General features: G+C 60.1%; 17 protein-coding genes and 2 tRNA genes. 4 read left to right on the top strand and 15 right to left on the bottom strand.

Annotated elements, in window-relative coordinates:
- From ACR0P8_RS05055 to ACR0P8_RS05045, 3 genes are all read right to left on the bottom strand, one after another.
- Window positions 1–791, bottom strand: a 791-nt coding sequence (locus tag ACR0P8_RS05055; protein ID WP_432624086.1) for a CPBP family intramembrane glutamic endopeptidase, incomplete at its 3' end; no start/stop codon positions are given.
- Between the two features lie 109 nt (window positions 792–900).
- Window positions 901–2,037: a D-alanine--D-alanine ligase family protein gene (locus ACR0P8_RS05050; RefSeq protein WP_432624087.1), complete on the bottom strand. Its 1,137-nt coding sequence runs from the start codon at window positions 2,035–2,037 to the stop codon at window positions 901–903.
- Between the two features lie 71 nt (window positions 2,038–2,108).
- Entirely contained in the window at window positions 2,109–3,107 is a 999-nt protein-coding gene (locus ACR0P8_RS05045) for an NAD(P)H-dependent glycerol-3-phosphate dehydrogenase (RefSeq protein WP_432624085.1), read from the bottom strand.
- A 112-nt stretch (window positions 3,108–3,219) separates the two neighbouring features.
- Between ACR0P8_RS05045 and ACR0P8_RS05040 the strand changes: the two genes are divergently transcribed.
- On the top strand, window positions 3,220–4,773 hold the full coding sequence (locus ACR0P8_RS05040) for an ATP-binding protein (protein ID WP_432624084.1): 1,554 nt from the start codon (window positions 3,220–3,222) through the stop codon (window positions 4,771–4,773).
- Window positions 4,774–4,822: 49 nt separating this feature from the next.
- Here the strand turns inward: ACR0P8_RS05040 and ACR0P8_RS05035 are convergent, their stop codons facing one another.
- From ACR0P8_RS05035 to leuC, 6 genes are all read right to left on the bottom strand, one after another.
- Window positions 4,823–5,704 carry a lysophospholipid acyltransferase family protein gene (locus tag ACR0P8_RS05035; RefSeq protein ID WP_204442840.1) on the bottom strand — a complete coding sequence of 294 codons (882 nt, stop codon included), beginning with the start codon at window positions 5,702–5,704 and terminating at the stop codon, window positions 4,823–4,825.
- A 147-nt stretch (window positions 5,705–5,851) separates the two neighbouring features.
- Window positions 5,852–7,267, bottom strand: a complete 1,416-nt coding sequence (locus ACR0P8_RS05030) for an RNA-binding domain-containing protein (RefSeq protein ID WP_432624083.1) — start codon at window positions 7,265–7,267, stop codon at window positions 5,852–5,854.
- Window positions 7,268–7,600: 333 nt separating this feature from the next.
- Window positions 7,601–8,926, bottom strand: a complete 1,326-nt coding sequence (gene murA / locus ACR0P8_RS05025) for a UDP-N-acetylglucosamine 1-carboxyvinyltransferase (protein WP_432624082.1) — start codon at window positions 8,924–8,926, stop codon at window positions 7,601–7,603.
- Between the two features lie 94 nt (window positions 8,927–9,020).
- Window positions 9,021–10,139, bottom strand: coding sequence for a diguanylate cyclase (locus tag ACR0P8_RS05020; protein ID WP_432624081.1), 1,119 nt, complete (start codon window positions 10,137–10,139; stop codon window positions 9,021–9,023).
- Between the two features lie 471 nt (window positions 10,140–10,610).
- Window positions 10,611–11,300 carry a 3-isopropylmalate dehydratase small subunit gene (gene leuD, locus ACR0P8_RS05015; protein WP_204442844.1) on the bottom strand — a complete coding sequence of 230 codons (690 nt, stop codon included), beginning with the start codon at window positions 11,298–11,300 and terminating at the stop codon, window positions 10,611–10,613.
- A 58-nt stretch (window positions 11,301–11,358) separates the two neighbouring features.
- The gene (gene leuC / locus ACR0P8_RS05010) at window positions 11,359–12,762 is read right to left on the bottom strand and encodes a 3-isopropylmalate dehydratase large subunit (RefSeq protein WP_432624080.1); all 1,404 of its coding nucleotides are present in this window, start codon (window positions 12,760–12,762) and stop codon (window positions 11,359–11,361) included.
- 315 nt (window positions 12,763–13,077) lie between these two features.
- Between leuC and ACR0P8_RS05005 the strand changes: the two genes are divergently transcribed.
- Window positions 13,078–13,899, top strand: coding sequence for an IclR family transcriptional regulator (locus ACR0P8_RS05005; RefSeq protein WP_432624079.1), 822 nt, complete (start codon window positions 13,078–13,080; stop codon window positions 13,897–13,899).
- A 124-nt stretch (window positions 13,900–14,023) separates the two neighbouring features.
- Here the strand turns inward: ACR0P8_RS05005 and ACR0P8_RS05000 are convergent, their stop codons facing one another.
- The 4 genes from ACR0P8_RS05000 to gltX form a co-directional block, all read right to left on the bottom strand.
- The gene (locus ACR0P8_RS05000; protein ID WP_432624078.1) at window positions 14,024–15,421 is read right to left on the bottom strand and encodes a metallophosphoesterase; all 1,398 of its coding nucleotides are present in this window, start codon (window positions 15,419–15,421) and stop codon (window positions 14,024–14,026) included.
- A 129-nt stretch (window positions 15,422–15,550) separates the two neighbouring features.
- Window positions 15,551–15,625 (bottom strand) — tRNA-Gln (locus ACR0P8_RS04995).
- Between the two features lie 38 nt (window positions 15,626–15,663).
- Window positions 15,664–15,736 (bottom strand) — tRNA-Glu (locus ACR0P8_RS04990).
- 244 nt (window positions 15,737–15,980) lie between these two features.
- Window positions 15,981–17,501 (bottom strand): glutamate--tRNA ligase, encoded by a 1,521-nt coding sequence (gene gltX, locus ACR0P8_RS04985; RefSeq protein ID WP_432624077.1) that lies wholly within the window; start codon window positions 17,499–17,501, stop codon window positions 15,981–15,983.
- Between the two features lie 163 nt (window positions 17,502–17,664).
- Between gltX and ACR0P8_RS04980 the strand changes: the two genes are divergently transcribed.
- Window positions 17,665–19,044: a DUF805 domain-containing protein gene (locus tag ACR0P8_RS04980; RefSeq protein ID WP_432624076.1), complete on the top strand. Its 1,380-nt coding sequence runs from the start codon at window positions 17,665–17,667 to the stop codon at window positions 19,042–19,044.
- A 132-nt stretch (window positions 19,045–19,176) separates the two neighbouring features.
- Here the strand turns inward: ACR0P8_RS04980 and ACR0P8_RS04975 are convergent, their stop codons facing one another.
- Together ACR0P8_RS04975 and ACR0P8_RS04970 are read right to left on the bottom strand one after the other, a co-directional pair.
- Window positions 19,177–20,190 (bottom strand): hypothetical protein, encoded by a 1,014-nt coding sequence (locus ACR0P8_RS04975; protein ID WP_432624075.1) that lies wholly within the window; start codon window positions 20,188–20,190, stop codon window positions 19,177–19,179.
- A 108-nt stretch (window positions 20,191–20,298) separates the two neighbouring features.
- Complete coding sequence (locus ACR0P8_RS04970) at window positions 20,299–20,958, bottom strand: histidine phosphatase family protein (RefSeq protein WP_432624074.1); 660 nt, start codon at window positions 20,956–20,958, stop codon at window positions 20,299–20,301.
- 412 nt (window positions 20,959–21,370) lie between these two features.
- Here ACR0P8_RS04970 and ACR0P8_RS04965 point away from each other — a divergent pair, with 412 nt between their 5' ends.
- Entirely contained in the window at window positions 21,371–22,795 is a 1,425-nt protein-coding gene (locus ACR0P8_RS04965) for an MFS transporter (RefSeq protein WP_432624073.1), read from the top strand.
- Window positions 22,796–22,882: the final 87 nt, after the last annotated feature.

The raw sequence follows: 22,882 nt of genomic DNA, 5'->3' as shown, positions 1-22,882 counted from the left end.
AGCACGCCTCCGTTGAAGTTGATGATCATGTGCATGGCCGTCGAATAGCGCAGCTTGCTGGTGCGCGTATAGACGTAGCCGAACATGATGCCCAGCAGGAACGCGTAGAAGAACTGGAACAGGTTCATGTGGAACAGGCCGAACGCCAGTCCGGACAGCACAATCGCCGTTTTTTCGCCGTATTTGCGGGTGTGGTCGATCAGTTGCTTGCGGAATAGCCATTCCTCGAAAATCGGTCCGACGATCACCAGGAACACGACGTTCCAGACGTTCGTCTGCATGGCGAGGTCGGAGACGCGGTCCGTCGCCTCGCCATTGGATAACGCCATCGACAGCATGCTGCCGACCACGCTGCCGACCCACATCATCGGCAGGCACATGAGCAGCAGTTTGAAGAACAGGCCCGGCTTCATATCGAATTTGCGGGTTTCGATGACGGTCGATTTGCCCATGAGCTTCACCGCGACCGGCATAGCGATCAGGTACAGCGGCACACCGGAGCCCACATACGTGACCCAGTTCGGCACATCACCGCCGCCTCCCGCTACGGCATACAGCGCCCTTTCCAGCACCATGGCAAGTGCGTACCAGATGATCACCATCAGGCATAGGCTCGCGCCGATTCGGGAGAAGTCGCGTCGAGCCCGTTGCAGCCATTCGACGAATGGATTTCGATATGGATTATTGCGATCGGCCATCGGCGGCTGTGGCGATTGCGGACCGTTCGGTTGGTATTGCGGGACCGGCCCCTGCTGGTATTGCGGTTGCTGCGGAAATTGCGGAAACGTCATGGTCACCTTACGAAGTAAATAAAAAGCTGATATTCAGCACTGTACTACCAGTCCGCTGAATATCAGCTTGAAGCCTTGCTCCCGTGAAGGTCACACGGCAGCCGCAGTCTCAGCGCAGCACGCCTTCGATCAGCTTGGTGATCAGGTCGGTGTAGCGCACGCCGGTGGCCTCCCATGCCTTGGGGTACATGGAGATGGATGTGAAGCCCGGCATAGTGTTGATCTCGTTGACCATCACCTTGCCGTCCTTGGTCACGAAGGTGTCCACGCGGCTCAGACCCGAGCCATCCACGGCGACGAACGCCTTCTTGGCGGTCTCGCGCACGCGGTTCAGGATCTCCTCCGACAGGTGGGCGGGCACTTCCACGTGGCTTGCCGCGGAATCCATGTACTTGCTGTCGAAATCGTAGAACTGGTCGTCGCCTTCGGCGCGCTTGTCGAGCACGATCTCGCCAGGCCAGCTGGCCTGCGGAGCCTCGCCCGCCTTCGGACACAACACCGCGCATTCGATCTCACGCGCATCGATGCCCTGTTCCACGAGAACGCGCCAATCGTGATGGGATGCCTCGAAAACGGCGGCCGCAAGCTCCTCGGCATCGCCTTCACGTTCCACCTTGGTCACGCCGAAGCTGGAGCCCGCACGCGACGGCTTGACGAACAGCGGATATTCCAATTCCGCCTCGCGGACCTGAGCCATGATCGCATCCGCATTGGTCTTGAAGCCGGAAGCCGCATCGAAGAAACGGGCGTCAAGCGTGATGCCGGGGGCGACCGGAATTCCGGCGGCCGAAAGCAGCACCTTCGTGTAATGCTTGTCCATGCAGGCGGCGGAGGATAGCACGCCACAACCCACGTACGGCACGCCCATCATCTCGAACAGACCCTGGATGGTGCCATCCTCGCCGAACGGCCCGTGCAGCACGGGGAACACCGCGTCCACATGTCCGAACGGAGTCAGCGTCCCGTCATCCTCACGGGCGAAGAAACCGTCCTGCCCAAGCGCCATCTCAAGCACCACGTCCTTGGCGCCGGGGGTCTTTTCCACGGTCGGCAGTCCCTCATCCAAGCTCCATCCGAGCGGATTCTCGCCGTCGACAATCCATTTGCCGTCTTTGGTGATACCCACCGGAATGGCCTCGAACTTGTCCGTGTCCAGCGCGCGCAGCGCACTTGCGGCGGAAATGCAGGAAATCGAATGCTCATCGGCCTTGCCGCCATACATCACCACAATGCGCTTTTTTGCCATCTTCAAGCCTTTTCCTTACCTTTGCAAGCCTCTTCAAGCGATTTTCAAGCACTCAGCATACAAGCCGGCTATTACTCTTCGGTGATGCCTTCGCCGAACAGTTCGGAAAGCATGCTCGCACAGGAGATGCCATCGTCCAGCACATGGCTCATGGCCGTGGCGAGGGGGGTCGGCACGCCGTACTTCCTACCCAGTTCCACCACCGCATCGGTCGTCGGCACACCCTCGGCCACGCCGTTGCTGACCTTGGTGGCCTCCTCCACGCTCAGTCCCTTGCCAAGATTCGAGCCGAAAGTGTAGTTGCGGCTCAAGGGGGAGCCACAGGTGGCGATCAGGTCACCCACGCCGGCAAGACCCGCGAAGGTCTTCGGATCGGCGCCGGCCGCCTCGCCCAACGCGGTCAGTTCAGCAAGACCGCGGGTCTCAATCATGGCCGCGGTGTTCTCGCCATAGCCCGCGCCACGGGCCATGCCCACGGCGAGCGCCACCACGTTCTTGAGCGATCCGCACATCTCCAGACCAATCACGTCGCGCGTCACGAAGGCGCGGAAATAGTCGGTGGTGCAGGCGGTTGCAATCGTGCGCGCGTTGTTGATGTCAGCGCAGCCGACCACGGTGGCCGCCGGCTCGCGATCCGCGATCTGCCTGCTCAGATTCGGGCCGGAGATGGCCGCGAAACGTTCCGCCGGCAGGTTGAGCGTTTCCATAACGACCTCATCCATGCGCTTTCCGGTGTTGCGTTCGATGCCCTTCATCAGGGATGCCACCAACGCGGTTTCGGGAATGAGCCCCTTGAATTCGGTGAGCGCGACGCGGGCGAACTGCGCGGCGATGGCCACGATGACGATATCGGCATGGGCCACGGCTTCGGCACGGTCGCCGGTAGCGGTCATGTTGCTCGGCAGCTTCTCCACGCTGGGCAGACGCACGCCGTTATGGTGATGGTCCCGGATGCCTTCCACGATTTCCGGTTCGATGGCCCACATGGTCACGTCGTTGCCCGCGTCGGCAAGCACCTGACCGAAGGCCGTTCCCCAAGCGCCAGCGCCCAGTACCGTCACATTCGCCATTGTTCAGCTCCTTGAATTGCTCCGGCCGCCCGTCGCGGGCCGCCGCGTTCCAACACTTGCTCTATGCTACCGCCGACCACGCACACCGGTCGGCGTCTCCGTTTTAGAAAACATGGGCAATCGCTTCATCAACATCGATTCCAGACGATTCCAGTCAAGCGAACTGATTTGCGAATTCCAAGCGTCATACACGATATTTCTAAAAACATGTACATGCTGTACACAAAATTATGTAATTTCGTGTACGCGTTGTACACAAAATCACATAAAATCGCGTACAACTACGAAAAGCAAAAAACATCCGGAGTGCCTTATGCCATATATGAAACGCAAAATGGAAGAAGCCATATCCCAATGGGCCACCAGCGGGGACGATCATCCTCTTCTGATTCGAGGAGCCAGGCGCATCGGCAAAACGCGCCTCATCAGGCACATCGGCGAAACCACCTTCCACGGCGACATGGTCACGCTAGATTTCCAAACCGATTTGGACACCATCGAAAAGATATTCAGCGTCCCCACCAACGAACCGGATGCTATTGTCCGGCGCATACAGGAATATACCGGCAAGTCATGCGAGCCAGGTCACACGCTGTTGTTCTTCGACGAAATCCAGCTCTCCGAAAAAGCCTTGAATTCGCTGCGATTCTTTTCCGGCACACGATGGAGAGTCATAGCCACGGGAAGCCTGCTCGGAGTCACGGTAAAGAAACGCAGCCTGCCGTTCCCCTCCGGAGTTCGCCAGATGGATATGCATCCCATGGATTTCGAGGAATTCCTCTGGGCTTTGGGAGAGGACGCTCTGGCGCAATCCATACGTTCCCACGCGCTCAGCATGGAGCCTCTGCTCGTCCACGACAAGGCACTGGACCTCTACCATCGATATCTTGTCGTCGGAGGCATGCCCAAAGCGGTGCTCGCCTACCGAGAAAGCGGATCGTTCAGCGAGGTGGCGCAGGAGCAGCAGGAAATCGACAGCACATACGTCAACGACATGACGGATCCGGACAACGGCATCAGCGGCATTTCCGCCAAACGAATCTGGGACAGCCTGCCAAAACAGCTGTTGCGTTCCTCCACCAAAAAATTCAAATACTCCGAAGTGGTCCGCGGAGGACGACGCAGCCGCCTCATGGAACCGCTCGAATGGCTAGAAGCCGCTGGAATCGTGTCGCGCAACGAAATGACGAAGGACACCACACCGCCGCTTTGCGAATATTGCGATGAGGAGGGCAGCTTCTTCAAGGTCTACGTTGCGGACACCGGCCTCATGTTCCATAAATTCGGCATCAGCGCCGAAATGTTCCTCTCGCCGGATACGACGAAAGCATTGTCCTCCGATTTTCGCGGGGCGTTGGCCGAGAATTACGTAATGCAGGCATTGCGAGGCAACGGCATCAACACACTGTACTGGACACCTGAAGGGGGCACCCGCGGAGAACTCGATTTCGTTTTCCAGAATACAATGGCGCAGGCGATTCCCGTCGAAGTCAAGTCGGCCCGCAACGTTACGGCAAAGAGCCTCGCCAGATTCGTGCGTGAAGGCAATTCACCCTACGCATACCGCCTGTCCGAACGTAATTTCGGCGTGGATACCGTAGCGGAAACCTCGGTACCGCTGCGTAGCTTGCCGCTGTATGCGGCCTTCACCATAACCGCCGACTGACCGACGGCTATGGCACTCGCCGCATCGTGGCAATTCGATACGACCGCCTTCAGTCCTTCACGCGGCTCATGGTGCGGTAGTCCCAGTAGCCGTCGGGCGCCTGCTCGCCGCGAATCTCAGCCATGATCTCGGTCATGCGCACACGGATGCGACGGGTCAGCTCGTCGGCGCGATCGGTCGGCACGTCCTTGCCCCAGGAATCGCAGCCATCCAGCAAATCCGAATAATCGAGCGCCTCGTCGAAGCACATCACCACGTTCTTGCGCGGCCACGGCCACCAGTGGTTGATGCTTGCCGCGCCCCACGTCACGGAGCAGTACAGCGGCACTTGGTAGCCAAGCCGGCGCGAGGCCTCGAGCGCAATCACACCCACACCGTTCTTCATGCTCATCGGCCACTTCTGCGGGTCACGCGTCACGGTGCCTTCCGGCCATACGGTCAAAGGACGACCGGAGGTCAGAATCTCCACGGACGTCTCCTCGATAGCCCTGGCCTTGCCGGCACGGCGTTCGACCGGCTGCATGCCGACCAGCTGGAACCATTTGCCAATCAACGGCCATTTGGCCATTTCGGCCTTAGCCATATACCTCGGACGACGGCCCTGATGGAACATCGAAACCATCGGCACGAACACGTCGTACATGGTCACATGCGTGGCGGCGGTGATGAACGGGCCGGTTTCCGGCACGTGCTCCAGTCCCCAGACGCGGATTTTGCTGTGCGCGCGCATGACCAGGTCACAGCCGGTCAGCAGACGCTGCGTGGCCTTGGGATGCTGTGCTTCGATCTCCGCGGTGTTGGCCTTGCGCGGGCCGGTCGGGAAATCGTGGGTCGGATCGACCAGATGATGCTTCTTCGCGAGTTTCGCCACTTGCTCGTCGCTCAGCGGCTTCACCGCGGAACGAGGAGACGGTTTTCCTTTGGATGCCATGGCTCCCATTGTGCCACCGCCCGCCGATACGCACATATGGCAAAGCCGGCACCCGCGCGATGCGGATGCCGGCTGAATCGACTCCGGCCAGCGACCAGCGCCGGCTAGGAAAAACGGCCGAAGAATCAGTCGAAATCGGCGCCCGACTTATTTCTCTGCTCTCTTATAGCGACGATTACGGGTCTTGCCCAGCGCAACCAGACGTCCTCGTTCGACCAATTTACCGACTTTACGTCTCACCGCGCGAACATCAGAACCACTTAATTTTGCAATTTGGGCAATCGTAATCTCACTGTGTTCAGACAACAAATACTCAATGGCATCTTCAATACTGACAACCGAGTCGGCTGCCTTCCCAGGCTTCCGTCCAACCATGTTCTCATGTTCGGCATCATGCTCGCGAACAGGCACGAATGCCGTGAACACCAGTCCATCGTGGAACCTCGGGTCGCCTCCGGAATACAGCTTCGTATATTTCGTGAGATTCCTTACGCCACTGCCCAGTTCCTCAGCCAAACCAATCTGCATAAAAACATCGGCAATCACGGGATTCTTGGGCACAGGAGTGAAGTTACCCAAATCAATCTCGCCTTCAAAAACCGGACGGCTGGCATTACGAGTTTCGATCCCCTCATCCGTGATAACGATTTGAGCCGGGACCGGACTGGAATACTCACGATGCACGAGGATGTTCGACACTAATTCCCTGACAATCCAATCACGAGCGCTAACAGCCGTGCCATGTTCCGCATGGAAACGATCAGGCAATGACTTGCGCATGAACGCCGAAAGCTGTCCGTAAGCATCAATCAGATTGGTGCGCACTACGAGACGGTCATCATATCGGTCCAAATCTTCACGTCTGACCACGGCATCGGTTTTGTATGCGGGAAGCAGGTCAGCAATTACTTCATCCTTGCCCAGCAAAAGTCCGGCGGCCAATGTCAATCCCTCAGTCTTGCTGCCATAATCCCGTGCATACAGACGGGCGCTGCGCAATAATGTCCGATCATCCATTCCGCCCCATGGATGATCAGGGGTCTTGTTTTCCGCCATCGCACGGATTCTAGCTATCAAATTCGAATCCAGATCCTCAAACGACAATCCCGGATAGATGCGTTGTTCCGTAAAAATGTTCTGTTTGCGAATATACATCTGGGTAATCTGCATCTCACCGTCAATCCGCCTATCAGCATCCGCGACGCGATCCCATATCTGCCCTTTATAGCGGAATACGGATGAAGTCGGCGGCACCCATATACGAATCACAGTCTTCCCGTCGTATTGGAAACGTTCCGTTTCCACGAACAGCGTCGGGGAGAACGACTGTGACTGTCCAGTCACATTGGCGATATTGCGTTCAATGCTCAACGCCGATTTCTCAGGAACTCCCAATACCGTGCCATCATCCTTCACACCGAGGAAGATGGCACCTCCGGCATGATTGGCGAATGAGCAAATCGTTTCATAAGTATCATGCTCAGGATTGCCTCCGCACCGTTTGAATTCCACGGTCGAACTTTCACCTACACGGAGAATACCTTCAAACTCTGCGACATCCATTGATCCACCTCACTACAGGAGTCTTCCGCCCATTCGATTCGACCGCTATTCGACCGCTATTCGACCGCTATTCGACCGCTTAATTCATATTTAACCACATAAGAGAATCTCCCCCTTGCCACAAGCAAAAGCCAATGGCATCAAGAGAACGTGGCACAAACCAGGCGACGATGCAGCAAAGCAGGCGCGGACTCCCGTGCAGGCCGCCGCACAAACCGCCACGTATGGCAAAGCCGGCACCCGCGCGATGCGGATGCCGGCTGAAGTCGGTATTTGACAGCGGCCAACGTCGGTCAGTGCCGGCGACCAGTCAAAGGCAATCGGCCGAAACGATTAGTCGAAATCAGCGCCGAGGGCTTCCAGCTTGCCACGGAAGTCGGCGTAGCCACGGTCGATCAGGGAGATGCCCTGCACATTAGACGGGCCCTTGGCCGCGAGTGCCGCGATCAGGTGGCTGAAGCCGCCGCGCAGATCCGGCACGTCGATGTCGCGACCGGTCAGAGGAGTCGGTCCGAAGATGACCGCGGAATGCTTGTAGTTGCGCTGCTGGAAACGGCACGGCAGCGAGCCCAGGCATTCGCGATACAGCTGGATGGTGGCGCCCATCTGCACCAGCGGCTTGGTGAAGCCGAAACGGTTCTCATACACGGTCTCATGCACGATGGAAAGACCGTTGGCCTGGGTCAGCGCCACGACGAGCGGCTGCTGCCAGTCGGTCATGAAGCCCGGATGCACGTCGGTCTCGATGGCCACCGGCTTCAGATCGCCGCCCGGATGCCAGAAACGGATGCCCTTGTCGGTGATGTCGAATTCGCCGCCGATCTTGCGGAACACGTTCAGGAAGGTCAGCATCTCCGGCTGGGTGGCACCCTTGACGAAGATGTCGCCATGAGTGGCGAGCGCCGCGGACGCCCAAGACGCCGCCTCGATACGGTCGGTCAGAGACGTGTGCGTGTAACCCTTGAGCTCCTTGACACCTTCGATACGGAACGTACGGTCCACGTCCACGGAGATGAGAGCACCCATCTTCTGCAGCACATTCACCAAATCCATGATCTCGGGTTCGATGGCCGCGCCGGAAAGCTCGGTCTTGCCTTCGGCGAGCACGGCGGCGAGCAGCGTCTGCTCGGTGGCGCCCACGGACGGGTACGGCAGATGGATCTTCGCGCCGTGCAATCCGTTCGGCGCGGTGATATGGATGCCGTCCTTGTGCTCCTTGTCCACGTTCGCACCGAGCTTGCGCAGGGTCTCAAGGTGGAAATCAATCGGACGGCCGCCGATGTTGCAGCCGCCGAGCGCCGGAATGAACGCCTCACCCAGACGGTGCAGCAGCGGACCGGAGAACAGAATCGGAATGCGGGACGAGCCGGACAACGTGTCCACGTCGGCCACATCGGCAAGCTGCACATGGGTGGCGTCGATCGTCACCACGCCGTTCTTGCCGTCCACGGTCACGTCCACGCCGTGCAATCGCAGCAAATCGGAAACCACGTGCACATCGCGAATCTCCGGAACGTTCTTCAACACGGAAACGCCCGGAGCCAGCAACGCGGCCACCATGGCCTTGCTTACAAAGTTCTTCGCGCCGCGGACCTTGATGGTGCCGTTCAGCGGCTTGCCGCCTTCGACGTGCAGAATGTCTTTTTTGTTGTCAGACACGCTCAACCTCTTTCGATTCCTGTTGAATCAGGTCTAAAGAATACTGCTGTTTAGTTTGCCATAAGCCCTGTAGCACTTTCGCGCAAGCCGGAATTCAACGCGATGTCTCCTTAATCTCGCGTGCAAGATTCGCGTCCCACATGGCTCCGGTGGCGCTCATCACGGCATTCGCACCCGCCTTACGGTACGCGTGGTAGTCGTCGGGACTGATGACTCCGCCAACGCCCACGATGGCGAAGTCGAGGCCGAGCTTTTCGCGGATGGCGGAGAGCCTGCCGACCATGTCGAGGCCGGCGCCGCGGATGGCGTTGCCGCACACGCCGGAACGTTCTCTGCCGGCGCCCGGCAGCGCCTGGTTGCCATTGGCGTCCACCAATCGCGCGGAAATGGTGTTGATAGTGGAGAAGCCTTGCACGGTGCCGTGGCCGGCGGTTTCCGCGACCATGGTTTCCAGGTCGGCATCGTCGGGAATGTATGCGAGTTTCACGATGAGCGGACGATCGCCGATTTCGTTTTTCACGGCTTCCGTGATCTTCCCCACCAGATGCGGGTCATGGCACAGCAGACGATTGTGGCCTTCGTTCGGGCAGCTGGTGTTCATTTCCATCAGCCCGGCGCCGGTTTCCGTCACCAGATGCGCGGTGGTGACATGGTCGGCGATGTACGCCTTGCGATCCATGCCTTCCACGCGCGATCCCTGGAAGCTTGGCACGAGCAACTGGCCTTCACCGGCGGACGCGATCGCCTTTTCCATGTCCGGCTGCCATTCGTCCGGATCACGCGATGGCACGCCGAAGCTGTTGGAAATCGAAATCGGAAGCTCGAATCGGGTATCGGCAAGCACACCTTCGTCAAGTTCGGCGCTGCCTGGAACGAGCGAGCCGTCCGCGCGCTTCGGATGCACGGCGAGCACGTTCGGAAACGCGTTGCAGCCCCATGCGCGGGAGCGGACCGTCTTGTAGACCGCCAAATCGAATCCCATACGGAAGGCGGCGGTGGTGAATCGTTCGTTGAGCAGCGGACCGGCGGGAATGCCGAATGGCAGATTCACATGGAATCCGAGGACATCCTCGCCCTGGGTGGATGGTTCAGGCCGAGCGGACCGTGCGGAATCGTTTTTCAACGCTTCGGCGAACGCGCCGAACGGCCCCTGCAGATAATTGTCTTCATACGTGCGATTGACGTCATAGAACGGCGCGAAACCCTGGCTCATAATGCTCTCCGAAATCATTCCCGGTCATGGTGGATGTGCGATGCGAACGCGCGAAATGCTGCATCCACTGTAACGCGCTGTACGGTCCGGACGGCCGTTGCGTCTCACCGACGGAAAGCTGTTTCGGCAAAATACTGACAAAATAAAAGCCCGGCGTGGTGCCGGGCTTTGGAAGAAGGGGCTATTGCTGGGCGATTACAGCGGCGGGGTGATTGCGGCGAACTGTACTGTCTGTTGATGGTCGAGGCTGGCAGGACGATTAGCAGCGACGCAATCGTGACGACGCAATCACAGCAACACAACGCGACCATGATTGGGCAACTGGCCTTGCCTGCAATCCCGGCCAACGGCCCCGTCCTGCAATTATGGACCGCGCTGCGCGCGGGCTCAATGCTACCCTCGCTCGGCTGTCGCCTCGCTCGGGCAAGGCCCTGCCTGCAGTGCACTGCACTGCAGGCCAGCCGGTCGCGGCTAAATGATGCCGCGATCGGCTAGCGGACCTTGCCAATCAGGGTATTCGCCTTCTCGGGCGGATTCGATCGGCTGTTCCGGCTCGCGCTTGACCGGCAGGGTCTTCGGCTTGAACGGGAACTTCTCAGCGCGCATCTTCTCGTAGGCGATGATGTCGTCCTCATGCTGCAGCGTCAGATCGATATCGTCATAGCCGTTCATCAGACGCCAACGGGTGTAGTCGTTCACTTCGAACGGCAGCGTCACGTCGCCGCAGGTGACGGTACGGTCCTCCAGGCTGACGGTCATCTCGCGGCCCGGTTCCTCGTCGAGCAGCTTCCACAGCAGTTCAACGGACTCCTGCGGCATAATCGCGGCGAGCACGCCGTTCTTGGCGGTGTTGCCATAGAAGATGTCGGCGAAACGAGAGGAAATCACCACGCGGAAGCCGTAGTCATGCAGCGCCCACACGGCATGCTCGCGGGAGGAGCCGATGCCGAAATCCGGTCCGGCCACCAGAATCTTGCCATGCTGGTATTCCGGCTTGTTCAGCACAAATTCCGGATCGCGGCGCCATGCGTAGAACAGCGCATCGTCGAAGCCGGTTTTCTTCACACGCTTCAGGAACACGGCCGGAATGATCTGGTCGGTATCGACATTGGAACGGCGGAGCGGCACAGCCACGCCGGTGAGTGTAGTCAGTTTTTCCATTTCAACAAATCCTTCGATTACTTACGATTGCCTACGATTGCAAGCTGTTCGGCCAGGCTCACAGATCCGCCGGCGAGCAGATGGTTCCGCGGATGGCGGTGGCTGCGGCGACGGCCGGCGACGCCAGATGCGTGCGCGAGCCCTTGCCCTGACGGCCTTCGAAGTTACGGTTCGAGGTGGAGATGGAGCGTTCGTGGGCCACCATCTTGTCCGGGTTCATGCCCAGGCACATGGAGCAGCCGGCGTTACGCCATTCGGCGCCGAAGTCCTTGAAGATCTTGTCAAGGCCTTCCTTCTCCGCCTGCAGACGCACGCGGGAGGATGCCGGCACCACGAGCACGCGGTGGATGTTGTCCGCCTTGTGATGGCCCTTCATGATGGAGGCGGCCACGCGCAGGTCCTCGAGGCGACCGTTCGTGCAGGAGCCGATGAACACGGTGTCCACGGCGATGTCCTTGATGCGCATGCCCGGCTTGAGGCCCATGTAGGCGATGGCGCGCTCGGCGGCGGAACGTTCGGTCTCGTCGTTGAAGGAGGCCGGATCCGGCACCACGCCGGAGATCTTCACGCCCTGGCCGGGGTTGGTGCCCCAGGTGACGTACGGTTCGAGGTCGGCCGCGTTGATGGTCACTTCCTTGTCGAACACGGCGTCGTCATCGGTCTTCAGCGTCTTCCAATATTCGACGGCCTTGTCCCACATCTCGCCTTCCGGCGCATGCGGACGGCCCTTCAGGTATTCGAAGGTCACTTCGTCCGGCGCGATCATGCCGGCGCGGGCGCCGGCTTCGATCGACATGTTGCAGATGGTCATGCGGGCGTCCATCGACAGCTTCTTGATGGCCTCGCCACGGTATTCGATGACATGGCCCTGGCCACCGCCGGTGCCGATCTTCGCGATGATGGCGAGGATGATGTCCTTGGCGGTCACGCCCTTCGGCAGCTCGCCCTCGATGTTCACGGCCATGGTCTTGAACGGCTTGAGGCTCAGGGTCTGCGTGGCCATGACGTGCTCGACCTCGGAGGTGCCGATGCCGATGGCCATCGCGCCGAATGCGCCATGGGTGGAGGTGTGCGAATCGCCGCACACGATGGTCATGCCCGGCTGGGTCAGGCCCAGCACCGGAGCGAACGCGTGCACCACGCCCTGGTCCGCGTCGCCGAGCGGGCACAGACGCACGCCGAAGTCCTTGCAGTTCTTCTCCAGCGTGCTCAGCTGCAGTGCCGAGGTCTTGTCCGGATTCGGACGGTCGATGTCGACGGTCGGCGTGTTGTGGTCTTCCGTGGCGATGAGCTGGTCGACGTGACGCGGCTTGCGTCCTGCCAGGCGCAGACCTTCGAACGCCTGCGGGCTGGTCACCTCATGCATGAGCATCAGGTCGATGTACAGCAAGTCGGGAGCTCCATCGCTACCCTTGCGTACCAAATGATCGGCCCAGACCTTCTCGGCCAATGTCGTTCCCATTGTGGGACCTCCTCGGTTTTCCTCACTAATTTCCTTGCGGCTATTGCGTCACCGCGTTACTCGTGCTATAAGCCTATGGTCTTGAAACGGGTTCGAGCTCCTGGATGCCGGTATATGAGATATGAAAACGGGACGGATGCGATGGCTGAACGCGCCCTGTCAGGGCTCAACCCGACATCACCCACAAAAACGTTGGAATTTCAGCATTTTCCCAGCTTTAATCACCATCACAAAAAGAGTAAAATATCTGCTTTACCCCACTCGCGAACCACGTACATTTTGCATTTCAATATGTGAGATGGCATAATTCGACGTATGACTTCTTCGAACCCGAGCAAAGCTATGCCCCCGTCGCAAGCTGCAAACGCTGCGCACGAGGCGGATGGCACATATACGGCACCCCCGCAAAGCAACGAAATCCATTCCGGGGTCGGTGTGCTCGACAAGACAGTCAAGATTCTCGACGCCCTTGAATCCGGTCCGGCCACGCTTGGGCAGCTGGTTTCCGCGACGGGACTCGCACGTCCGACTGCGCACCGTCTTGCGATTGCGCTGGAACGGCATCGCTTCGTGCTGCGCGACCAGCATGGCCGCTTCGTGCTCGGCTCGCGATTCGCGGAACTTGCGGCCGCGGCCGGCGAGGACCGTCTGCTCACCGCGGCGGCGCCTATTCTGCAGACCCTGCTCGATCGTACCGGCGAATCCGCGCAGATCTACCGCCGTCAGGGCGACCAGCGCGTCTGCATCGCGGCCGTGGAGCGCGCCTCCGGTCTGCGCGATTCCATTCCGGTCGGCGCGATGCTGTCCATGGAAGCGGGTTCCGCTGCGCAGATTCTGCTGGCTTGGGAGGATTCCGAACGACTTCATCAGGGACTGCGCCACGCTAAGTTCTCCGCGGCCAAGCTCACCGCCGTCCGCAAACGCGGCTGGGCCGAGTCGGTCAATGAACGCGACGAGGGCGTATGCTCGATTTCCGCGCCGATTCGCAACGCCTCCGGTCAGGTGATCGCCGCCATTTCGATTTCCGGTCCGAACGGCCGCATGGGCGCCAATCCCGGCCGCCGCTACGCGCCGCTGGTCATGGCCGCCGGCAAGTATCTCACCGACGCGCTGATCAAGGCATCCTCCGGACGTTGACGGATTCACGTGATTCGCTGATTCGCTTTTATTTCGCTTTTATACAAAATGCCGATTCGCCATCTTCGACGAATCGGCGTTTTACGTATATGGGCGTATACGCGGACATACTGGCTGACGTGGGTTACCTGCGAATCAACGCGGCCAATCTGCCCAGCACCTTGCCCCACCATGTCGGCCGATGCAGCAGGTCCATGCCTTCCGCGTCAGGCTTCGATTCGCTCGTCATGCCGTACGCGTACGGTCTTCCGGCGCTCGGTTTGCCCACCAACTCACCGTATTCCAGCAATTGCGTACGCGGCTCGTACGGGTGTCGAATATCGAATTCGAACAGCCGTGCCGCACGTTTCTCCGGCACCGGACCATACGAGCCGAAGCCGCTGGTCGGCGAGGCGACCATCATGATCCGTCTATCCCTGTTTTCGGCATCCCCAGCCGTAATCGAACCGACGAAGGCATTGCGATGGTCATGCCCTGCGGAAATCGCGAAATATCCCGATTTGCCGAGAATCGCGAATTCGCCGCTATCGGCATCCGGGCAGCTGACGCCCTCTCCCAGATAGCTGCCGGGCTGCGTCTTGTCCTCGTCAAGCACGAAATGACGGCCGGCGAAATCGCGGTATCCCTCAATGGCGCGAGCTGCGGTGGCCGCGACCGGTTTGAGCAGCTGATAGTACTGCGCCACCGGGAAATGCTGGAAAACCATGCACGGCAGCTTTCCCGTATCGTCGCGTCTTTCCTGCGGGCGCGCGCTCCTCATCCGCTCCGGAACGTCGGCAAGGAAACGCAACGCGGCCGCGGAGGGGCTTCCATAGCCGCCGGAACGGGCGTAATCGCCGGAATCCAGCAATACCAAGCCCAGCACATCGTACGTGCGATCGACGTTCGAAACCGGCAATGCGAACGTGCCGGGCGCGCACGCGTATGCCGGCTGATCCGGCAACGCGGCCTTTTGTCCGTCTCGCGTTTCAGCATCGGACGTCTCTTCCCGCGCAGGATTGAGGCATCCCGGGAATTCGCGGCAGATGCCTTCGATTTCGGCATTGTCGAGTCCGCACTGGAAATCATGGTTGCCGAAGGTCACCGCCCACGGAATGCCGCGTTCGGCAAGCGGCTGCACGAGCCGTCCGATAGTCTGCCGCACCAAGCCACGTGTGCGCCCCAGAGCGGCCGCATAACGTTCTTCGGAAGCTTCGGAGGAAGTGCCGGACGGACGTGCGCTCCAGCGGCGTTTGCGCGTGGTCTGCGCGTACGCGGGGTCGTATCCGGCGATCTGATTGCCGTTGAAGATGACGATGTCGGGACGTGTGGCGTCGACCGACGCTTCGATGAGTTTGATGGTGTCCTTGCTGACGTTCGGCCCGTCCTGGATGTCAGCGAATTGCAGCACGCGGAATTTGCCGGATTGATGGAATTGCAGCCGGCCGAGACGCGCGGAGACGGAAAGTGGACGATTGTCCCCCTCCTCCGCTGGTTGGATGCGCGGGCGCGTGGCTTTGTCGGCATGCTGCATTTCGGTCATAGTTCTAGGGTAGTGCACTTTGGTCGGCATATTCCGATTTAAATGGCGGCTTTTGCGATTCGTGGAAGGGATTGCCCACGGAAAGGATTTTTCAGGAAACAAAAAACCCTCGCAACTGCGAGGGCTCATTGGCTGGGATGCCTGGACTCGAACCAAGAATGGCTGAACCAGAATCAGCTGTGTTGCCAATTACACCACATCCCAATTTGGCAGGCGTGGCAACTTCGAGAAGTTGTCCGTCGTACCCCCGACCGGATTTGAACCGGTGTTGGCGCCGTGAGAGGGCGTAGTCCTAGACCGCTAGACGACGGGGGCTTGAGTTATCGTTGTGATTCCCAGCTGAGCTGTGAACCGCAACGAGTGATAAATATACGCGAAACCAAGGCACTATGCAAATCACGGCGTGTCGCGCTATTTTCCGCCATTTTACAGATATACGGAAAGCATGCGAAAACATGCAAGGACGTACAAAAAGCATGCAAAAGCCGCTCCCCCATACAGAGGAGCGGCTTCGAATCAGTGCCTGTACGTAGACATTCTACGTACAGACGTCACCTCATCACAGGTGTTCGCGCAGGCCACGCAGACGAGCCATGGAAACGTCCTTGCCGACAATCTCCATGGATTCGAACAGCGGCGGGCTCACGCGGCGGCCACTCATGGCCACACGCACCGGACCGAAGGCCAGACGCGGCTTGTAGCCGCCTTCCTCGACCAGCGTCTTGTTCAGCGTCTCGTGCAGGTTGTCGGTCTTCCAATCGGCCTCATCCACGCCGTCAAGGGCGGCGATGGCCTTGTCCAGCACCTCGGGAGCGGAATCCTTGAGCTGCTTCTTGGCGTCGGCGTCAGGCTCGATGTAGCCTTCGGTGGACAGCAGGGAGCCGACCATGCCGGCAACCTCGCCCAGCAGGCGCACACGCGGCTGCACGAGCGGAGCGGCGGCGGTGAGGATCTCGCGCTCACGGTCGGTCAGGGCGTCCCAGGAGTCGGCGGACACAACGCCGTCACGCTTGAGGTACGGCACGGAACGGTTCAGGAAGTCCTGCGGGTCGAGCATACGGATGTGCTCGGCGTTGATGGAGATGGCCTTGTCGATGTCGAAACGGGCCGGGTTGGCCTTGACGTCGCGCACATCGAACTTCTCGATCATTTCGTCCATGGAGAACACGTCGCGGTCGGGGGCGATGGACCAACCCAGCAGCGCCAAGTAGTTCAGCAGGCCCTCACGGATGAAGCCGTGGTCGCGGTGCAGGAACAGGTTGGATTCCGGATCGCGCTTGGAAAGCTTCTTATTGCCCTGGCCCATCACGTACGGCATGTGGCCGAACAGCGGCATTTCCTTGGCCACGCCCAGCTCGATCAGGTAGCGGTACAGCACGATCTGGCGCGGGGTGGAGCTCAGCAGATCTTCGCCACGCAGCACCACGTTGATGCGCATCATGGCGTCGTCGACCGGGTTGGTCAGCGTGTACAGCGGGTCGCCGTTCGGACGGACGATCACGTAGTCCGGCACGGAACCGGCCTTGAATTCGATGCGACCACGGATGAGGTCGTCGAAGGCGATGTCCTCGTCGGGCATGCGGATACGCAGGGCGGGCTTGCGGCCTTCCGCGCGGAAGGCGGCCTTCTGCTCCTCGGTCAGGTTGCGGTCGTAGCCGTCGTAACCGAAGGCCTTCGGACGACCAGCGGCCACGTTGCGGGCCTCGATCTCCTCAGGAGTGGAGAAGGATTCGTACGCATAGCCGGCTTCGAGCAGCTTGGCCGCGACATCCTTGTAGATATCGCCGCGCTCGGACTGACGGTACGGGCCGTCCGGGCCGCCGACGTTGATGCCTTCGTCCCAGTCAATGCCGAGCCAGTTCAGGGCTTCGATGATCTGGTTGTAGCTTTCCTCGGAATCGCGCTGGGCGTCCGTATCCTCGATGCGGAACACGAACGTGCCCTTGGTGTGGCGGGCCTCAGCCCAGTTGAACAGTGCGGTGCGGACCATGCCGACGTGCGGGATGCCGGTCGGGGACGGGCAGAAACGCACGCGGACGTTTTCGGGAAGTTCCGGTTTGGTGTTTTCAGCTTCAGTCATAGGCTCCATTGTGCCGCGCAAACCGGACGTGACGTCATCCGATCGCCATTTTTCTCCCATGGCGTCCCATAGTGCAATATTTCCCCTATCTCCACGCCTGCAGGGGAGTACAGTGTAAGTTGATTCTTTTTCTCAAATCATCATTTTGCGAAAGGGCGCTCTAATGACGGACCCCAACCAATACAATCCACAGGTGCCGCAACCGACGCCGCAATACAACCAGCCGAATTACGGCCAGCAAGCTCCGCAATACGGAACCCCCGATTACAGTCAGGCGCCGTCGCCGCAATACGGCGATCCGACCTACGGACAGCAGCAGTACGGACAGGCACAGTACGGCCAGCCTCAGTACGGTCAAGGCCCGTCCGCCAACTACGGACAGCCGGCACCGGCTCCGCAGGCCGGCGACAGCTTCTTCGCATTGACCGCGCCGCTTGACATGCCAGCTTACGGCTGCAACATGGGCGAGGCGGTCGTCCGCTTCTTCAAGAAGTACGCGGTGTTCAAGGGACGTGCATCCCGCGGCGAATTCTGGTGGTGGATTCTCGCCAACTACATCATCGTCTTCGCTCTCGGTTGCCTCTTCGGTCTGTTGGGAACGATCACCGATTCCGACGCCATCTCCACCATCGACGATCTGGTCGGCACCCTCTGGGGGCTTGGCACTCTCGTGCCGACCCTCGCGCTCGGTGTGCGCCGTCTGCATGACGTCAATCTGCGCGGCACCACGCTGGCCATCATCTACGGAGTCCAAGTCGTCGCGATGATCATCCTCATCATCGGCCTGGTCTTCATCGGTGGAGGTGCCATAAGCGCTCTGAACGGCAGCAGCGGCAATCTGGCCGCCATCGGCATCGTCATGTCCATCGTCGGCGTTCTGGCGATGTTGGGCTCAATCATCACCTACATCTACCTGATGGCCAAAAGGACCAACCCCGAGGGCGCACGATTCGACGATCCGAATACGGGTACCCTTCCATACCCCAATGGCATGGCACCCACCAATGACCCTTACGCAGCGCCACAGCAGTACGCCGCGCAGTACAACGCAGCGCCACAGTACAACGCAGCGCCACAGTACAACGCAGCGCCACAGTACAACGCAACACAGCAGTATGACGCGGCGCCTCAAAACGACGCTTACCAGCAGTACGCCGCTCCCGCCGCGCCAACGACGCCAGTAGCACAACAACCGGCAATGCCACCCATGCCGACGGCTCCGGCCGCCGACCCGTATGCGGCGCAGGCCGCCCAATACAATCCCGCGCCGCAACAGTACGTTGCCCCCGCGGTGCCGACAGCTCCGGTAGCGCAGCAGCCGACCATGCCGCCCATGCCGGCCGTCCCAACCGTCCCAACCGTGCCAACCGTCCCGCCGATGCCCGCCATGCCCCAGGCGCCAGCCCAGTTCCAAGAGCCATATGGAGCCGCTCCGACGGAATCGAACACCCCGGTAGAGCCGAACGTCCCAACGGAACAAAGCGCCCCGACCAACCCGACCAACCCGGACGCCCCGGCGGATGACAACGACCAGCAGCGCTGACCGGTGTCCATCGCAATAATGAAAAGCGCATGACGCGCACGTAAACGCAGAATCCCGGCTCCTGCCAATCGCAGGAGCCGGGATTCGTCATATAGGAAGCAGAAAAATAGGACGGAAAGAAACGGAAACCGTCTATTCGCGCGGCTTCGAACCCGTGCCGGCGGTCGCACCGGAATTCGAATCGGCCGAATCATCCTTCGTCAGATTGAATTTCTTGGCGAGCGCCTCCTTGCTTCTACGCTCGTCCTCGTCTCTGGCCTCCTGCTCGGCCTTCTTCGGGTCCCACCGCAGATACGAGGCGTGCTCCGCCCATTCCTGCCCGGCGAACATGGCGAGGTACCGTACCGTGGCGACGAAGGTCTGCGGGCAGAAGGAATTGGAGAATACCGGCTCGCAGTCGCCGAATCGCCGTGCGGAATCGCGTAGCTCGATCAGATAGCCCAGCTGCTCCGCGGTGACGAACGTGTGCGGAACCGCCAACTGCTCGCACAGGCCGTTGACGTACAGCAGCACCGGCAACGCGCGAATGGCTTGCTCCTGCTGGTCGTCGACGTCGTGGCACATGAGGTTCAGCAAAGCATCGCCGACGGTCACCGAAGCCAGATACCGCCGGGCAAGCACATCGCGGTCCACAGTGGCGGACTTGCACAGTCCGACATCCTCCGCAACATCGTCATCAATCTCAAGATCGGAGGTGTCGCGCATCGTCCGCGCCACGCTGGCCATCACTTCACGGATCCCCTGTTCGACACGGTCCTCTACATCGATGCCAAGCGTTCTGGCGGCTTCCATGAACAGGTCGGCGCCGTCGACGCCATGGTAGGACGACAGCACATCGTAGGCCTGATTGGCGCTCATCAACGCATGCATGACGTCCCGATCGCAGCCGGGAATCACATCCATGCCCTCGTACGCGGCCTCCGCGACGGACTGCTCGATCTTTTCGGAACGCTTCAGCAACGTCTGCGCCATCATGCAGGAGAAACGCACTTGCAGATCCTCCGCGTAACGCGCGTCGTTCTCCAATTCCTGAGCCGTCTGCAGCGGCCACATCTTGACCAGATCGATACCCAGATCGATGGCGGTGGCGACCACATGCGAGGCAAGCATCGAAGTGACCGTCTCCTGATCAATCACGAAAGGCATGCATCCTCCTTGTATGTCCGAATCGTATGTCCGAAGTCGTGTGTCCAATCGGACGGTCGGCATCGACCATCGCCGGTCGCCGTCGACTGCCCGTTCCTTACGCTCACCTTACTCGACGCCCGCCGCGGGGTCCACATATGTGATGGACAGCACTTTTTTGGTGTCGCAATCGTACGTGATGGAGGTGATGGACGCGAGCGCGGTGTGGCGCAACATCATGTTGTGTTCGGGATGGCCGGTTTCCAGCATGTGGCGATAGCTCCAGATGGGTGATTCATGGCTGACCACCACAATCTGCTTTCCCGGGTATTCGTCGACTTTCTCCAGCGCGAAGTCCTGCATGCGGTGCGCGATCGATTGGTAGCTTTCGCCCCAGCTTGGCTTCCACAGGTTGCGCACCAGCTTCCAGTTGCCGTTTTTCCACAGCGCGCCTTCGCCGAAGCCGATGCGTTTGCCGCGGAATTCGTTGCGTGCCTCGATCAGGCGCTCGTCCGTCTTGAGTTCCAGCGGCCGCTCGTCGCGCAGGCCGCGCACCGAGTTGAGCGATTCGAGGATTTCTCCGGCGGTTTCGCGCGTGCGTTCCAGCGGTGACGAATAGACGGCGGACACGGTGTTCAGCTGCGGGCTGACGGCGATGTAGTGCGCGGTGGCCTGCGCCATGCGGACGCCCAATTCCGACAGGTGAAAGCCCGGCAGGCGCTCGTACAACAGGTGTCCGGGATTCTCCACCTTGCCGTGGCGTACGAAATGGATGGTTGTCGCCGGCATCTTGGCCACCTTTCCTATGGCGGGCCGGTCCGTTTCGCCGGTGTCCCGGCTGCTCCGCGGTTCGGTCAGCCGCCGGCCCTCTGTTCTTGCATACCTACGCAATCCTACGTAGACCATCCAACCGAATCGAATATCGTTTCCCATGCCGACGTGCCGCGTGTCACGACGGTACCTGCGCATAGAGTGTTCCTTGGTCCACAAAGACGCATAAACAACACGCAACCCCCATACTTTCCCCTGCTCGGCATGCCAGCTGCGTCAATCGATTGACGCATTGCGATCGCCAGGCGGGAAGGCTATGCGCGGAAGCGGTTCACCAACATTATTTCCAGGGGTAAGCATCATCAGCCCACGGCGACGCAAAGCCGTGGACGCGGCAAACAAAACCGTGAGCAGAAAGGAGCGGCGGAGCATGTCCAATACTGTCCTCGCCAGCGTCAAGGACGCCGGCCAACGTCTTTTCGGAGGGTACGCGGAGCTTCTGCGCATACCACACACCGCGCGCTTCTCCATCGGCTCGGTGATCGCCTGCATGCCGTTCCCGATGGTCGGCATGACGATCACGATTTCCGTGCAGCATTACTACGGCAACTATTCGCTGGCGGGCGCGCTGACGGCCGTGCAGGCGATCGCGCTGGCCGTGGCGAGCCCGGTGCTCGGCAAGCTGGTCGACAAATTCGGTCAACGGCAGGTGTCGATTCCCACAATCATCGTGTGGATGGTGGCGGCGATCGCGCTGGTCTCCTGCATCACCGCACGCGTGCCGTCGTGGATCCTGTTCTGCATAGTGCCGTTCATGGCCGCGATTCCGCCGTGGGGCGCGATGAGCCGTCAACGTTGGACGACGCTGCTCAAGGGCGATGCGGAGAAGACGAACCGTGCGCTGTCGCTGTCCGGCGTATTCGACGAGTGCATGTGGGTTATCGGCAATCCGCTGGCGTCCACCTTGGCCGTGATCTCCGGACTGCTGGCGTTCTCGTTCACCGGCATGTGCGTGGTGATCGGCGCGCTGATGTTCCTGACGGAGCTTACGACCGAGCCGAAATCGCAGACCCAGCTGGCCCGCGAGGCGGGCATGACCCGCAAGGAGTACCGCGAGCGCGAGGCCGCCCGGTCCAAGGCGCTGCAGGCCGAGGCCGCGGTGGAGTACGCGCGCGACAAGGCGCGTGCGGAAGGCAAGACGGCCGCTGAGGTGAAGGCCGCGATGCAGAAAGCCGAAGCGGATATAAAAGCCGGTCGCAAGGAATCGATTTGGGGGCCAGGCCTGATCGCCGTGTGCGTGACGTGGTTCGGCTTGGGGGCATTCCAGTCGGCCGCCAGCATTTCGATTGTTGCATTCGCCACGGAAGCGCATATGAAGCAGTACACCGGTTTCGTGTTCTCCTGTTTCTCGCTCAGCTCGCTGATTGGCGCACTTGTGTACGGCGCGAAGAATTGGAAGATTCCGCTGTGGAAACGTTTCTACTTCTGCCTTGCGGTGGTGAATCTGGGCATCGGCTCATTCATGTTCGCTAAGCATCTATGGGTGATCATGATCATCTACCTGTGCATCGGTGTTTGCCAGTCGCCGACGTGGGTGAACGGCAACCAGCTGATGCTGCATTTGGTCCCGCCCACACGATTTACAGAAGGCATGGCTTGGATGGGCGCGATGAATTCGATCGGCGGTTCGGTGGGCTCCGCGATCGCGGGACAGTTCATCGACCGCATGGGCTCGCAGGGCGGCTTCATCGTGGTGACGGCGTTGGCATTGACTTCGCTGGCAATCGCCATGCTCGGCTTCAAGCGGATCAAGGAATCCACGGAGCAACCGATGCTCACCAGCGTGAGCGTGTGACGGAGCATGTGCCGGATGCCGACGGGTAACCGGCAGGCACGGCAGACAATCCGCATAACGAAAAGCGCGTCCGAATCGCAATGGATT

The sequence above is a fragment of the Bifidobacterium sp. genome (genome assembly GCF_050874245.1).
Taxonomy (GTDB): Bacteria; Actinomycetota; Actinomycetes; order Actinomycetales; family Bifidobacteriaceae; genus Bifidobacterium.
This window is presented reverse-complemented; position numbering and strand designations above follow the sequence as displayed.

What these genes read in the sequence shown, in the direction of transcription:
- leuD (WP_204442844.1), bottom strand. Translation starts at nt 11,300, where the DNA reads ATGGAAAAACTGACTACACTCACCGGCGTGGCTGTGCCGCTCCGCCGT.
- gltX (WP_432624077.1), bottom strand. Translation starts at nt 17,501, where the DNA reads ATGACTGAAGCTGAAAACACCAAACCGGAACTTCCCGAAAACGTCCGC.
- ACR0P8_RS05040 (WP_432624084.1), top strand. Translation starts at nt 3,220, where the DNA reads ATGGGCAATCGCTTCATCAACATCGATTCCAGACGATTCCAGTCAAGC.
- ACR0P8_RS05000 (WP_432624078.1), bottom strand. Translation starts at nt 15,421, where the DNA reads ATGACCGAAATGCAGCATGCCGACAAAGCCACGCGCCCGCGCATCCAA.
- ACR0P8_RS05045 (WP_432624085.1), bottom strand. Translation starts at nt 3,107, where the DNA reads ATGGCGAATGTGACGGTACTGGGCGCTGGCGCTTGGGGAACGGCCTTC.
- ACR0P8_RS05050 (WP_432624087.1), bottom strand. Translation starts at nt 2,037, where the DNA reads ATGGCAAAAAAGCGCATTGTGGTGATGTATGGCGGCAAGGCCGATGAG.
- leuC (WP_432624080.1), bottom strand. Translation starts at nt 12,762, where the DNA reads ATGGGAACGACATTGGCCGAGAAGGTCTGGGCCGATCATTTGGTACGC.
- ACR0P8_RS04975 (WP_432624075.1), bottom strand. Translation starts at nt 20,190, where the DNA reads ATGCCTTTCGTGATTGATCAGGAGACGGTCACTTCGATGCTTGCCTCG.
- ACR0P8_RS04970 (WP_432624074.1), bottom strand. Translation starts at nt 20,958, where the DNA reads ATGCCGGCGACAACCATCCATTTCGTACGCCACGGCAAGGTGGAGAAT.
- ACR0P8_RS05030 (WP_432624083.1), bottom strand. Translation starts at nt 7,267, where the DNA reads ATGGATGTCGCAGAGTTTGAAGGTATTCTCCGTGTAGGTGAAAGTTCG.
- ACR0P8_RS05020 (WP_432624081.1), bottom strand. Translation starts at nt 10,139, where the DNA reads ATGAGCCAGGGTTTCGCGCCGTTCTATGACGTCAATCGCACGTATGAA.
- ACR0P8_RS04980 (WP_432624076.1), top strand. Translation starts at nt 17,665, where the DNA reads ATGACGGACCCCAACCAATACAATCCACAGGTGCCGCAACCGACGCCG.
- ACR0P8_RS04965 (WP_432624073.1), top strand. Translation starts at nt 21,371, where the DNA reads ATGTCCAATACTGTCCTCGCCAGCGTCAAGGACGCCGGCCAACGTCTT.
- ACR0P8_RS05035 (WP_204442840.1), bottom strand. Translation starts at nt 5,704, where the DNA reads ATGGCATCCAAAGGAAAACCGTCTCCTCGTTCCGCGGTGAAGCCGCTG.
- ACR0P8_RS05005 (WP_432624079.1), top strand. Translation starts at nt 13,078, where the DNA reads ATGACTTCTTCGAACCCGAGCAAAGCTATGCCCCCGTCGCAAGCTGCA.